Consider the following 13628-nt stretch of genomic DNA (forward strand, 5'->3'; position numbering starts at 1 on the left):
GGCCAATCTGGTGAACTGGGGCTGTCCTCCGGCATGTTGCCGGATGGCGGCCGGGGCAAGTGAGAGAAGAGGGGTAAACTCCGTGGTTCAGACCATCGCGCTGGTTGACGATGACCGCAACATCCTGACTTCCGTCTCCATCGCGCTGGAGGCGGAGGGGTACGAGGTGCGCACCTACACCGACGGGGATGAGGCCCACCGCGCGCTCAGCTCCCGGCCGGTGGACTTGGCCGTCCTGGATATCAAGATGCCGCGCATGGATGGGATGGAGCTGCTGCAGCGCATCCGCCAGAACTCGGCCATGCCCGTCATCTTCCTCACCTCCAAGGATGATGAGATCGATGAGTTGCAGGGCCTGCGCATGGGCGCCGACGACTACATCAAGAAGCCCTTCTCCCAGCGCCTGCTGATCGAACGCATCAAGGCCCTCCTGCGGCGCGAGGTGTTGAACGCCAGCGGCGGCAAGGGGACGGTGGAACCGGGTTCCGTCATGGTGCGGGGCGAGCTGGTGCTGGACAACGCCCGCCACTCCTGCACCTGGAAGGGGCAGGAGATCGACCTGACGGTGACCGAATTCCTGCTGGTCAAGGCGCTGGCGCAGCGCCCCGGCCACGTGAAAAGCCGGGACCAGCTGATGGACGCCGCCTATGGCGAACACATCTATGTCGACGATCGCACCATCGACAGCCACGTGAAGCGCCTGCGCAAGAAGTTCAAGGTGGCCGACCAGGACTTCGCCCAGATCGAAACCCTGTACGGCGTGGGCTACAAGTACCGCGACGCCTGAGGCAAGGTAGATGCTCAAGGACATGCTGGCACGGCGCGCGGTTCCCGCGGGCGGGGCCCCGGCGGCGCAGGACATGGGGAACGCCCCCGTGCGCCGCGGCGCCAAGGCCGAAGGGGAGGGCGAGGGCAAGGCGGTCGTGCGGCCCCGCCGCCGCCGGTCGTACGGCGTCATCTCGCCCCTGACGCGTCACATCCTGACCGTCAACCTGCTGGCCCTGGCCCTGCTGCTGTCGGGCCTGCTGTACCTGGAGCGCTATCAGGACTGGCTGGTGCAGCGCCAGTTGGATGTCCTGACCACCGAAGCCAGCATCTTCGCTGGCGCCCTGGGCGAAAGCGCCATGGAGCCCAGCACCGATGAATTCAACGAACCCTCCGGCACCTTGTCGTGGACCATGGCCAGCCAGGTGGTGCGCCGCCTGGGCGACACCACCGACCGGCGTTTCCGCCTGTACGACACCAAGGGCAAGCTGCAGGCCGACAGCCGCGTGCTGAGCCTGGCCAAGGGCACGCGCGTGCAGATCGAGGAACTGCCGCCGTTGCCGGATGGCAACCAGCTGACGCAGCTGGGCATCGATCTCTACAACGCCATCGTCCGCGCCCTGCCCACCCGCGACCATCTGCCGGTCTATCCCGAGGGGCGGGCCACCGACGGCACGCATTTCCCCGATGTGCAGAAGGCCCTGAACGGCGAGTCCTCCACCCATGTCTGGCGCGTGGCCGGCGACGCCGGCAAGCAGGACATGGTGCTGACCGTGGCCGTGCCCATCCAGCGCTACAAGCAGGTGCTGGGCGCGGTGCTGATCAGCCGTAGCGGGTCGGAGATCGATACCGAGGTGCGCGAGTTCCGGGTGAACATCCTGAAGGTGTTCGGCGGGGTCATCGTGCTGACGGTCCTCATGTCGATCTATCTCGCCAGCACCATCGTGCGTCCCATCCGCCGCCTGGCGGCGGCGGCGGACGACGTGCGCTACGGCCATGGCCGCCAGGCGGTACTGCCCGATTTCTCCGGCCGGCATGACGAGATCGGCGACCTGTCGCAATCGCTGCGCGCCATGACCTCGGCCCTGTGGGACCGCATGGACGCCATCGAGCGCTTCGCCGCCGACGTGGCGCATGAGATCAAGAACCCCCTGACCTCCATGCGCAGTGCTGTGGAGACGGTGCAGCTGGTGAAGGATGAGACGCGGCTGCGCAAGCTGTTGGGCATCATCGCCGACGACGTGGGCCGCCTGGACCGCCTGATCAGCGACATCTCCAACGCCAGCCGCCTGGATGCGGAACTGAGCCGGGCGGAGGCCAACTCCGTCGACCTGCGGCGCATGCTGACCATGTTCAAGGACATCCACGACAACACGTTGGGCGCCCGCGACGAGGATGAGGACGACGACACCCCGCCGCCGCCGACGGTGGCGGTGGACCTGCCGCCGGCCAACCGCAACCTGGTGGTCCCGGGCATCGAGGGACGCCTGACCCAGGTGTTTCAGAACCTGATCTCCAACGCCCTGTCCTTCTCCCCGCCCGGGGGCAAGGTGGTGCTGGCGGCCAAGGTGGTGGGCGACCGGGTGGAGATCACCTGCACCGACGACGGCCCCGGCATCCCCGCCGGCAAGACCGAGGCCATCTTCGACCGCTTTTATACCGAGCGGCCGGCGGGCGAGAAGTTCGGCACCCACTCGGGGCTGGGCCTCTCCATCTCCAAGCAGATCGTGGAGGCGCACAACGGCCGCATCTTCGCCGCCAACCGCACCGACGCTACCGGCAAGGTGCTGGGCGCGGTGTTCACGGTGCAACTGCCGCGGGGCTGAGATAATCCATACGCGTAATTAAGTTGCTGGATCACGGGCCGGCGCGCATGGCCGGCATTTTGGCCCGGCGGCGCCGGCGGTCTTGAAATCGCCGTCAGGGCCGGTATCGTCGGCGGCCTACTTGCCCTTGGGTCCAACCAGGGTGAGCCCAGCTGACATGAGAGCGCCGCCCCATGAGCTTGAACACCTACCGCGCCGGTCCAGACGAGCACGGCCATTTCGGCATCTACGGGGGGCGCTTCGTCGCCGAAACCCTGATGCCCCTGATCCTTGACCTGGAAAAGGCGTACACCGCCGCCAAGGACGACCCGGCCTTCAAGGCCGAAATGGGCTATTACCTGAGCCAGTATGTCGGCCGCCCCAGCAAGCTGTACTTCGCCGAGCGCCTGACCAATGAGTTGGGCGGCGCCAAGATCTACCTGAAGCGCGAAGAGCTGAACCACACCGGTGCGCACAAGATCAACAACTGCATCGGCCAGATCCTGCTGGCCAAGCGCATGGGCAAGACCCGCATCATCGCCGAAACGGGCGCCGGCCAGCACGGTGTGGCCACGGCCACCGTCTGCGCCCTGTTCGGCCTGCCCTGCACCATCTACATGGGCGAGGTCGACATCGCCCGGCAGCAGCCCAACGTCTTCCGTATGAAGCTGCTGGGGGCGGAGGTGAAGCCCGTCGTCTCCGGCTCGCGCACCCTGAAGGACGCGATGAACGAGGCGCTGCGCGACTGGGTCACCAACGTCGGCGACACCTTCTACATCATCGGCACCACCGCCGGCCCGCACCCCTATCCGGCCCTGGTGCGCGACTTCCAGTCCATCATCGGCCATGAGGTGCGCGAGCAGATGGTGGCCATGGAAGGTCGCCTGCCCGACACGCTGGTGGCTTGCATCGGCGGCGGCTCCAACGCCCTGGGCCTGTTCCACCCCTTCCTGGACGACGCCGACGTCGCCATGGTGGCGGTGGAGGCGGCGGGCCACGGCATCGCCACGGGCGCGCATGCCGCCTCGCTGACCGGCGGCCGCCCCGGCGTGCTGCACGGCAACCGCACCTACCTGCTGCAGGATGAGGACGGGCAGATCGTGGAGGGGCACTCCATCTCCGCCGGCCTGGACTATCCCGGCATCGGGCCGGAGCATTCCTGGCTGCATGACGTGGGCCGCGTGACCTATGTCAGCGCCACGGACACGGAGGCGCTGGACGCCTTCCAGCGCCTGTCGAAGGTGGAAGGCATCATCCCGGCCCTGGAATCGGCCCATGCCGTGGCCGAGGTCATCCGCCGCGCCCCCACCCTGCCCAAGGATCACCTGATGGTCGTGAACCTCAGCGGCCGGGGCGACAAGGACATCTTCACCGTCGCCCGCGAACTGGGGGTCAGCCTGTGAGCACCGTATCTTCTCGCATTGATCGCCGCTTCGCCGCGCTGAAGGCGGAGGGCCGCGCCGGCCTGGTCGCCTTCATCACCGCCGGCGATCCGGACCACGACACCTGCCTGGATCTGCTGAAGGGGCTGCCGGGTGCCGGCGCCGACCTGATCGAGCTGGGCATGCCCTTCACCGATCCCATGGCGGACGGCCCGGCCATCCAGGCGTCCACCCTGCGGGCGCTGGCCGCCGGCGCCCGCATGTCGCGCACGCTGGACCTGGTGCGCGCCTTCCGGGCGGGCGACGCGGACACGCCCATCATCCTCATGGGCTATTACAACCCCATCTACGCCTATGGTGTTGAACGCTTCCTGGCGGATGCCAAATCGGCTGGGGTGGATGGCCTGATCGTCGTCGACCTGCCGCCGGAAGAGGATGGGGAGCTGTGCCTGCCCGCCCACGCCGCGGGGGTCAACTTCATCCGCCTGGCCACGCCGACCACGGACAAGGCCCGCCTGCCGGCCGTGTTGGCCAACACCAGCGGCTTCATCTACTACGTTTCCATCGCCGGCATCACCGGGGCGGGCTCCGCCACCAGCGACGCCATCGCCACCGCCGTGGCCCATCTGCGGACGGGCACCGACCTGCCGGTGGCCGTGGGCTTCGGCATCACCACGCCTGAGGGGGCGGCTGACGTGGCCCGGGTGGCGGATGCCGCCGTGGTGGGCAGCGCCATCGTCCGCCGGCTGGAGGCCAACCTGGACGCCGACGCCAAGGCCAAGCCCGGCCTGGTGGCCGATGTGCTGGGTTTCGTGGCTGAGTTGGCGGCCGGGGTGCGCGGCGCGCGGAAATAGGCTACAAGATCGACTTTCGCCTATCGGGGGCGCGCCTTCGGGTGCCGCCCCTTTGGTGTTTGTCAGCGCCGGCCCTGGCACGGCGACTGTCTTTCCAAGGTTATGCACATGAACTGGCTCACGAACTTCGTCCGTCCCAAGATCCGGGCCCTGGTGTCCAAGAAAGAGGTGCCGGACAATCTGTGGCACAAGTGCCCGTCCTGCGGCGCCATGATCTTCCACCGCGATTTGGAAGAGAACCTGCACGTCTGCCAGCACTGTGGCTTCCACATGCGCCTGGATCCGCTGCAGCGCCTGCGCATGACCCTGGACCCCGGCTTCCAGACCATCGAGCTGCCCAAGCCGGTGGTGGACCCGCTGAAGTTCCGTGACCAGAAGCGCTACACCGACCGCCTGAAGGACGCGCAGTCCAAGACGGGCCGCCCCGACGCCATCGTCGTGGCCCATGGCCGCATCGATGGCCACGCGGCCGTGGTCGCCGCCTTCGACTTCACCTTCATGGGCGGTTCCATGGGCATGGCGGTGGGCGAGGGCCTGTTGGCCGCGGCCAAGCTGGCCGTGTTGCAGCAGGCGCCGCTGATCGTCGTCCCGGCCTCGGGTGGCGCCCGCATGCAGGAAGGCATCCTGTCGCTGATGCAGATGCCCCGGACCATCATCGCCGCCGAGATGGTGAAGGAGGCGGGCCTGCCCTTCCTCGTCATCCTGACCGACCCGACAACCGGCGGCGTCACGGCCAGCTTCGCCATGCTGGGCGACATCCACATCGCCGAACCGGGCGCGCAGATCGGCTTCGCCGGCGCCCGCGTCATCGAAAGCACCATCCGCGAAACCCTGCCGGAAGGCTTCCAGCGGTCGGAGTACCTGCTGGAACACGGCATGGTGGACATGGTGGTGCACCGGCGTGAGATGAAGGGCATGCTGGCCCGCGTCATCGACCTGCTGCGCAGCCCCGGCCCCGGCGCCGATGTGGTGCGCATCCCCACCGAACCGTCGCGCCCGCGCCCGGTGCCGGTGAACGGCCGCTAAGACAGGCAACCAGGGACGTTTGAGAGGGGGGACGCGCCCGTGGCGGATCTGGACCAGGTGCTGGCCCGGCTGGGTCAGCTGCATCCCAAGGTCATCGACCTGTCGCTGGACCGGGTGAAGCGGTTGCTGGCCCGGCTGGGCCGGCCCCAGGACCGCCTGCCCCCCGTCGTCCATGTCGCCGGCACCAATGGCAAGGGCAGCACCATCGCCTTCCTGCGCGCCATGCTGGAGGCGGCGGGCCATCGGGTGCACGTCTACACCAGCCCCCATCTGGTCCGCTTCAATGAGCGGGTGCGCCTGGCCGGCGGCCTGGTGGATGACGCCGCCCTGGTGACCCTGCTGGAGCGGTGTGAGGCCGCCAACCAGGGCGACCCCATCACCATCTTCGAAATCATCACCTGCGCCGCCTTCCTGGCCTATTCCGAGGTGCCGGCCGACGTGCTGCTGCTGGAAACCGGCCTGGGCGGGCGGCTGGACGCCACCAACGTGGTGGACCGGCCGGCGGTCGCCGTCGTCACCCGCATCTCCTTCGACCACACACAGTTCCTGGGCGACACGCTGGCGGCCATCGCGGGCGAAAAGGCCGGCATCTTCAAGGCTGGTTGCCCCGCCGTGGTGGGCCCGCAGGCGCCGGACGTGCCCCTGTCCGTCTTCCGTGACCGCGCCGCCGCCCTGGGCGTGCCGCTGTCCGTCGCCGGGGCGGACTGGTCGGCGCTGCCCAGCGATATCGGGTTCCGGTTCGAAGGCTATGGCCGCTCGCTGGACTTGCCCATGCCCGGCCTGCTGGGCGCCCACCAGATCGGCAACGCCGGCACCGCCATCGCCGCCTTGCATCACCTGCCCCTGACGGTGCGGGATTCCGACATCGTCACCGGCCTGGCCACGGTGGAATGGCCCGGCCGCCTGCAGCGCCTGACGCGCGGCCCCCTGGCCGACCTGCTGCCCGGCACGCAGCTCTGGCTGGACGGCGGTCACAACGACTCGGCGGGCGAGGTGTTGGGCGTGCAGGCTGGGCGCTGGACCGGAACTGGCGACGCGTTGGATCTGGTGGTGGGCATGATCACCAGCAAGGTGCCGGCGGACTTCCTGCGGCCCATCACCCCCCATGTCCGCCGCCTGGTGGCGATATCCATCCCGGGCGAGGACGCGACCCGCCCCGCCGCCGACATTGCCGAGGCCGCCCGCGCGGTCGGCATCCCCGAGGTGACCGAGGCCGCCAGCCCGGCGGACGCGATCGCCTGGCTGGCCCGGCAGGGTGCGGCGCCCCGCACCCTGATCTGCGGCTCGCTCTACCTCGCGGGCTGCATCCTGGCCGACAACGGCTGAACAGGTGCCGGCGGACGGGGCTCCGCCCTCACCAGTGAACCTCCACCGAGCCGCCGATGGTGCGCGGGGCGCCGATGATGGCGCGGTTCTGGGAGGTCAACAGGTAATCCGCGTAATGCTCGTCCGTGAGGTTGTTCACGAACAGGTACGCCCCCCACAGCCCAGCATCATAACCCACGCGGGTGTTGACGATGGTGCGGGCGTCCACGCGGGATTGGCTCTGGTTGGTGCCGATCACGGTGAACACGGCGTCGCGCCAGTTGGCATTCAGGTTGGCGACGAAGCCTTCGCCGAAATGCAGGTTCACCCCGCCCGCCACCGTCCAATGCGGGGCGTAGGGGAATTGTGATCCCGTCAGGTCCACGGTGGCGCTGCCCCCGTTGGGAATGTGCAGTTCATCGAACTTGGTGCGCAGATAGCCGAGGGAGGCGTACCAGTCCACCACCGGGCTGATCTTGTGCGTGGTTTCCAGCTCAAAGCCGTAGAGGTGCGACTTGCCGGCGTTGACGGTGTTGTAGTCGTAGACGTTGTCGCTGAAACGGGCGGTGACCTGCTGGTCGCTCCAGTCCGTGTAGAAGGCGTTGGCGTTCACCGCCAGCGACCCGCCCAGCCAGGTGGACCGGACGGAGCCCTCATAGTTCCAGCTGTATTCCGGGTCGTAGGGCACCAGGGTGGCGTGGGCGGCGTTCTGGCTGGACCCGCCGGAACGATAACCGCGCTGCACCGTGAAGGCCGTCACCAGATCGGGCGTCCAGTCCATGGAAACGCCCGCCTTGGGCAGGAAGGCGTCGAAGGTGCGCTGGTTGGACGCGGCGGCTGAGGATGCCTGGCTGACGATGCCGGCAACCCCCCGGTTGATGGCCTGGATGGCCAGGTTCAGCGGCGTGCCGGCGGCGCCGAAGGCGGCGGGGTCGGGATAGGTGCCGGTGAACTGGGTGACGGTGCCGGCGCCATACCGATTCTGTTCATGGTCGTAGCGGAAGCCGGCCAACAGCGACAGCTGGTCGGTCAGGCGATAGCGGCCGTCACCGAATAGGGCCGCCGTTTCCACCTGCTGCGGCTGGTGCGACGTATAGGCCACCGGGATCTCGGGCAGCACCTTGCCGTAGGCGGCGCTGATGGCGCTGGCCGTGGCGGCGGGGAAGCCGCCGCTGCGCAGCAGGTTGGTGATGGTCGTCAGCGGCGTGGTGACGGTGACGTGGCTGTCGGCGTCGACCGTCAGGTCGCGGTTGTAGTACCAGCCCCCCAGCAGGCCGCTGAACCGCTCATCCTGATAGTTCAGGCGCAATTCCTCGGTATAGGTCGTGGCCTTGGTCTTGTTGTCCACCACCTGCAGATCCTGGGGCGTGCCGTCGCTGTCCTGGCTGGCGTCCTGCTTCAGCCGGTTCCAGGAGGCGACGTTGGTCAGGGTCAGCGTGTCGCTCAGGCGGTAGGACAGGTTCAGGGTGGCGATGTCCGTGTCCACCTTGCCGATGTTGGGCCGGTTGGAGAACGAGGTGCGGTGGTCGTAATAGTCGGGCACGTCGGTGCGGACATATTGGTAGAGATAACCGCCGTCGCGCCGCGCCCGGTCATAGCTCAGCACCGCCGTCAGGTCGGGCAGGGCCTTGGGCGTCCATTTCAGCTTGCCGCGCAGGTTCAGGCTGCGCAGCGCGTCCTCATGGTCGTCCAGCACGACGTTCTTGATGATGCCGTCGTTGACGCGCCGCTCCGCCGAAACGCGCAGGCCCAGTTCATCGGTCACCAGCGGGCCGCCGGCGGCGGCGGAAAAGGTGCGCTCCTGCTGGTCCGTCCACTGCACGCGGGCGTCGCCCGTCCAGTGGTCCAGCGACGGGTCGCGGGTGGTGATGACCACGGCGCCCGCCATGGCGTTCAGTCCCTGCAGGGTGGATTGCGGCCCGCGCAGGATCTCCACCTGCGACACGTCCCACATCCCGGTCGGTCCACCGAACAGGGCGGCGCTGGGGATGGGCGCGCCGTCGACATAGACGGTGGCGGCGTCGGCGTTGCCGGCGTTGGACACGCCGGTATTGCCGATACCGCGTATGGTGAAGCCCGAGGCGCCGTAGGTTTGCGAAAGGTTGGCCGTGCGGTCGTAGATGTCCTGGATGGTCTGGATGTTTTCCTGCGCGATGCGCGCCGCCGTGGTGACGGCCACGCTGGCCGTCGTCTCCTTCAGGGTGCGGTTGGTCTTTTCACCCGTGACGATGATGTCGTCCAACCCCTCGCTGCCGGCTTCCACCCCCGACGCTGCCGCCGGAGCCGCCCGGGAGGCGGCGTCGTCGGCCCCCGCGGCCAGGGCAGCGCCCAAGGGTGACCAGGACAGCGCGGTCATGGCCAGAAGAATGTAGGAATAGCTTGTTTTGGCTCGCATTTTTGTCCCCCTCTTTTTGGGGGACCCTAACCGCACTACAATTAAGAATCAATATCATTCGCATGGAGTGCCCGTGATGCATCTCGGGCTTCGTTTGGCCCCCGAGATTTGGGTCACCGAGATCTGGGCCCCCGAGATTGGGGGCAAAGAGAAAGGCGGGCGCCCCGGGGATGCCCGCCTTCTTCTCACACGCGATGCCTTGTGGTCCCTTGGGGCGGACCGGACAGGGTCACAGGTTGGACTTGACCCAGTCGGTCAGGGCCTGCTTCGGCAAGGCACCGACCTTGGTGGCGACCACTTCGCCGTCCTTGAACAGCATCAGGGTCGGCACGCCGCGCACACCGTATTTGCCGGGGGTCAGGGGGTTGTCATCGATGTCCAGCTTGGCCACGGTCAACTGGCCGTTCAGCTCATCGGCGATGGCCTCCAGGGACGGGGCGATCATCTTGCACGGGCCGCACCAGGTTGCCCAGAAATCGACCAGCACGGGGCCCGAGGCCTGCTTCACGTCGGCGTCGAAGCTGCTGTCCGTCACCTTCACCATATTCTCGCTCATAACGCTATCCTTGGCTGCTAGGGCTCCCGTCGCTCGGGGGTACCTAGGGTGGCCCTACCTAGTAAGGGTAGGTGCGCGGGGGTCCGCGCCCTTTTCACCGCTAAATGTAGGGGGCCGGGGCGGGTATGGTCAAGGCGGGGCCAAACGGGGATCAGGGCGGTGGTCAGCGCCCCTTGAAAAGCGGCAAATTCTTCCCCCGCCCGGTGGCCACGGCAGACGAATGTGCCTGCCCGGATTCAGCCGAGCCCAGGGAGATTCCGTGCCGGTCGAAAGCTGATCCGACGGGCAGGGCAAGGCGCGTTGAAATGTTTTGCCGGCCCTGCGGCCTTTTTGAGGTGGCGCTACGTTTGTACGCCGTACAAAAGGAGGTGCCTGGCCGTTCCAGTAAATGGCCCGGTATTTGCTTACAAGTTTGTGCAGGGGTATCGTCGGCGCCCCGGAGCGGCCTGTCACAATTGATCATTTATCTGGAATATTTCCTTTGGATAGGAGAGGCTAAGCCCACTTCCCCCTAATTGGGAAGCGGCGGCCTTAGGGACAGCGGGGGCGGCGGTTTCTGGGATGAGCCAACCGAAAACTTTGGACACATCGCCGGGTACGTTTGGCGAGCGGGGGATATCCGTCCCCTTCACCACGCCTATGCTGAGCCAGGCCCGCATGCGCCCCAACCGCCAGGGTGAGTTGGAGTTCCTGTTGCCCAGCTTCAACGGTGGCAGAGGCATGTACATCATGCCCTGGCGGTCCCTGCCGGCGGTCATGACCGTCACCCTGCACGACCGCCTGCTGCACGACGCCCTGCTGGACCTCCGCCAGTATTCGCCCGAAACGGTACGCCAGGCGGTGCTGGCCGTGCAGGCCACGGGCGTCGCCGGGGGTGACGCCTCGCTGGCGGCGGAAAAGACCCTGGCCCTGGACACCGGCTACCAGGCGCTGACCCAGTTCACCCTGGTCACGGAACTTCTGAAGCTGGCCCGCCTGGACGCGGGCGACCTGCTGGCCACCGGCATGACCGGCACGGAAAGCCGCCGCCTGATGCGCGCCGCCCTGGGACAGTTGGCGCAGCGCGCCACCATGCCGGCGGAGGAGATGGTGCAGCGGGTGGAAACCTTCACCGCCCTGATCGCTCCCGTCGGCCTGCCGCAATGCCAGCAGCTGGGCCGCCTGCGCATGGCGGTGGGGGAGCTGGAGCGCACGCGCGCCAGCCTGCTGCGCTGGTCCACCACCGATTTCTCCGAGGTGTCGCAGCTGGCCGTGTTCGTGGCGGATACGGCCAAGGCGGCGCTGGACATGTCGCGCGACCGGCTGGCGCGGCTGGACGCCCGCTGCCGCGACCTGGGGGCCATCGCCGGCGATTTCCGGGCCCTGCGCGCCACTGTGGCGGAGGAGGTGGCCCGAATCGGCTGGCTCATGGATGGGTGGCCCTTCCTCATCCGCCTGTGGGACAGCGTGTCCGACCGTCCGCTGGAAACGCAGCAGTCGACCATGGGCGAACTGTTCCGCCTGGCCCCCCTGGTGCCCGTGGGTGAGGGCGGCAAGGAGCCGTCGGCCTATGAGCTGGAGGCCTTGAGCAAGATACAGACGCGCTGGCTGCGCATGGGCGAGGACTGGCGCACCGGCGCCTTGGACATGCCCGCGGTGATGCGGATCGAAGCCCTGAAGGCGACGCTGTCATGACCGATGCCGCCATCGCCCAGTGGCAGACCCTGGCGCGCGACGCCACCCGGCTCAGCGACGCGAAGTTCCTGCAAATCTATGCCCTGCTGGAACAGCTGGGGGACAAGCCCGGCATCGCCGGCGCCTTCGACGCCATGCGACCCCGCCTGACGCAACTGCGCCCGCCCCGGCGGCCGACCGTGTCGCGCCTGTTCTTCCGGCCGGCGGAGGATCTGTTCGACGATCCCGCCGTCTACACTCGCCGTCTGCAACGCGTTTCGCGCGGCACCTTGCCCACCTGCTGGAAGCTGGTGCGCGCGCGTCTGGAATCCCGCCTGGTCGATGGCGTGGCCCAGGACATCCTGAAGGCCGATCCCCGCGACCCGCGCGTCATGGCGCGGGTGGGCGCCCCCTTGTGGGAGGCCGGTGCCCAGGCGCTGGCCGCCATCGCCCACGAGGCGGACAGCAACCTGCGCTTCATGGTCGACAATTTCGGCCGTGACGACGACGTCCTGCGCCAAATCCAGACGCTGCGCGACGTGTTGCTGTTGGGCTCCGTCATCGAGGACCTGAAGCAGCGGCTGCCGGAACGCCCCATCGGCGACTTGGCGGAAAGCCATGTCGAGGCCATCAAGACTGTCATGGCCCAGCTGGGCGGGGCGGAAAAGCCGCAGGCCTCGGCGCCGGTGCTGCTGGTGCTGACGGCCCGCATGCTGCGGCCCGGCGTGGTGCTGAAAATGCTGACCGACATGCGGGTCACCGGCAACAGCCAGGTGGAGCGCGACGCCCTGACGCGCGACCTGTCGGGCGTGGTGGTCGGCAACCTGCTGCGCCAGACCGGCAGCATGGCCAAGGCGCACGAAGCGGTGCCGGGTTCGGGTGCCGCCGGTGCCGCGGCGACGGACCCGGCGCACCGGCTGGGGGCGCTGGCCGCCGTGGCGGAACGGCTGACCGATGGCCTCACCTCGGTCAACGACAGCGTCGCCGTCCTGCGCGACAAGAAGACCGCTGACCGCGTGGCCGCCGCCCGCAGCGAGATCGGCGAGTTCGTGCTGAGCACCGTGCTGGGGGATGTGGAAAAGACCCTGGCCGGGTTGATGTACGCCGCCCGCACCGGCATCGCCACCCCGCCGGACGACATGAGGCGGGCCGAGATCGCGGCCCTGGCGCTGAAGCGGTCCGCCAAGCTGGCCGGCCCCTTGGGCATCCAGCGCGAGGTCGCCGCCAAGATCACGGAGATCCGGCGGGAGATCGACCGGCAGACCGACCGCATGATGCCCGCCCCCGGCGCCCGGGGCGATCCCGAGGTGCGCCGCCAGATGTTCAACAACCTGCGCCTGGTGGAAATCCTGTCCGGGTCGGACGAGGCGGAGCGGATGTACCGGGACTGGAGCCGCCGCCTGGGCTGATCGTTTTCCCGTGGGGTCAGGTTAGCGCCACGGCATCCATGCGGCCGGGATCGACCTCGGTGATGAAGGGGCCGTCGGTCCACAGCAGCAGGCAGCGGATGGCCAGGCCGGGGTAGATGCGCCGCAGGGCGTGCCGGTAGGCGGCCATCTGCGAGACGTAGAGGCCGGGTATCTCCTCCGCCGTCCGGGGCGGCGGGCGGTTGGTCTTGAAGTCGACGATCTTGACCTCGGTTTCCGTCACCACCAGCCGGTCGATCTGGGCCGCCAGGGGGCGGGTGCCCACCGTTCCCACCATGGGCACCTCCGCGCGGCTGCCGGGGCCGAACAGGTCGGCGAAGTCCGGATGGTCCAGCACCCGCAGGGTTTCCGCCCGAATCTCCTCCCGCGCCGCCTCATCCAACCCATGGGCCGGCCGGGCCAGCCAGCGGCGGGCGGCGGCGGATCGCTCCGCCACCGGCATCTCGGGCAGCAACTGCAA

Annotated in this window: 11 protein-coding genes; 8 read left to right on the top strand and 3 right to left on the bottom strand. The window is 68.2% G+C overall.

The window, feature by feature from the left end; genetic code table 11:
- The first annotated feature begins 82 nt into the window (after positions 1-82).
- The 6 genes from UCD39_RS20260 (at position 83) to UCD39_RS20285 (ending at position 7158) form a co-directional block, all read left to right on the top strand.
- Positions 83-787: a response regulator transcription factor gene (locus tag UCD39_RS20260; RefSeq protein WP_330497606.1), complete on the top strand. Its 705-nt coding sequence runs from the start codon at positions 83-85 to the stop codon at positions 785-787.
- Positions 788-797: 10 nt separating this feature from the next.
- A complete protein-coding gene (locus UCD39_RS20265; protein ID WP_330497607.1) occupies positions 798-2591 on the top strand; it encodes a stimulus-sensing domain-containing protein in 1794 nt (597 codons plus the stop codon).
- A gap of 173 nt (positions 2592-2764) precedes the next feature.
- A complete protein-coding gene (gene trpB / locus UCD39_RS20270; RefSeq protein WP_330497608.1) occupies positions 2765-3973 on the top strand; it encodes a tryptophan synthase subunit beta in 1209 nt (402 codons plus the stop codon).
- Positions 3970-4806 (top strand): tryptophan synthase subunit alpha, encoded by an 837-nt coding sequence (trpA, locus tag UCD39_RS20275; RefSeq protein WP_330497609.1) that lies wholly within the window; start codon positions 3970-3972, stop codon positions 4804-4806. The genes trpB and trpA overlap by 4 nt, the downstream gene beginning before the upstream one ends.
- 108 nt (positions 4807-4914) lie before the next feature.
- Entirely contained in the window at positions 4915-5832 is a 918-nt protein-coding gene (accD, locus tag UCD39_RS20280; RefSeq protein WP_330497610.1) for an acetyl-CoA carboxylase, carboxyltransferase subunit beta, read from the top strand.
- Between the two features lie 39 nt (positions 5833-5871).
- Positions 5872-7158 carry a bifunctional folylpolyglutamate synthase/dihydrofolate synthase gene (locus UCD39_RS20285; RefSeq protein ID WP_330497611.1) on the top strand — a complete coding sequence of 429 codons (1287 nt, stop codon included), beginning with the start codon at positions 5872-5874 and terminating at the stop codon, positions 7156-7158.
- 28 nt (positions 7159-7186) lie between these two features.
- Here the strand turns inward: UCD39_RS20285 and UCD39_RS20290 are convergent, their stop codons facing one another.
- Entirely contained in the window at positions 7187-9532 is a 2346-nt protein-coding gene (locus tag UCD39_RS20290) for a TonB-dependent receptor (protein WP_330497612.1), read from the bottom strand.
- Between the two features lie 229 nt (positions 9533-9761).
- Positions 9762-10076 (bottom strand): thioredoxin TrxA, encoded by a 315-nt coding sequence (gene trxA / locus UCD39_RS20295; RefSeq protein WP_420872617.1) that lies wholly within the window; start codon positions 10074-10076, stop codon positions 9762-9764.
- A gap of 573 nt (positions 10077-10649) precedes the next feature.
- On the opposite strand from trxA, the gene UCD39_RS20300 reads away from it, so the two are divergent.
- Together UCD39_RS20300 and UCD39_RS20305 are read left to right on the top strand one after the other, a co-directional pair.
- Positions 10650-11762 carry a hypothetical protein gene (locus UCD39_RS20300; RefSeq protein WP_145735310.1) on the top strand — a complete coding sequence of 371 codons (1113 nt, stop codon included), beginning with the start codon at positions 10650-10652 and terminating at the stop codon, positions 11760-11762.
- Positions 11759-13150 (top strand): hypothetical protein, encoded by a 1392-nt coding sequence (locus UCD39_RS20305; RefSeq protein ID WP_330497613.1) that lies wholly within the window; start codon positions 11759-11761, stop codon positions 13148-13150. The genes UCD39_RS20300 and UCD39_RS20305 overlap by 4 nt, the downstream gene beginning before the upstream one ends.
- A gap of 16 nt (positions 13151-13166) precedes the next feature.
- Here UCD39_RS20305 and UCD39_RS20310 read toward each other — a convergent pair whose 3' ends face one another.
- Entirely contained in the window at positions 13167-13628 is a 462-nt protein-coding gene (locus UCD39_RS20310) for a PD-(D/E)XK nuclease family protein (protein ID WP_330497614.1), read from the bottom strand.

Origin of the sequence: Nitrospirillum karajorum, from assembly GCF_036348415.1 — a bacterium.
Lineage (GTDB): Bacteria > Pseudomonadota > Alphaproteobacteria > Azospirillales > Azospirillaceae > Nitrospirillum > Nitrospirillum amazonense_B.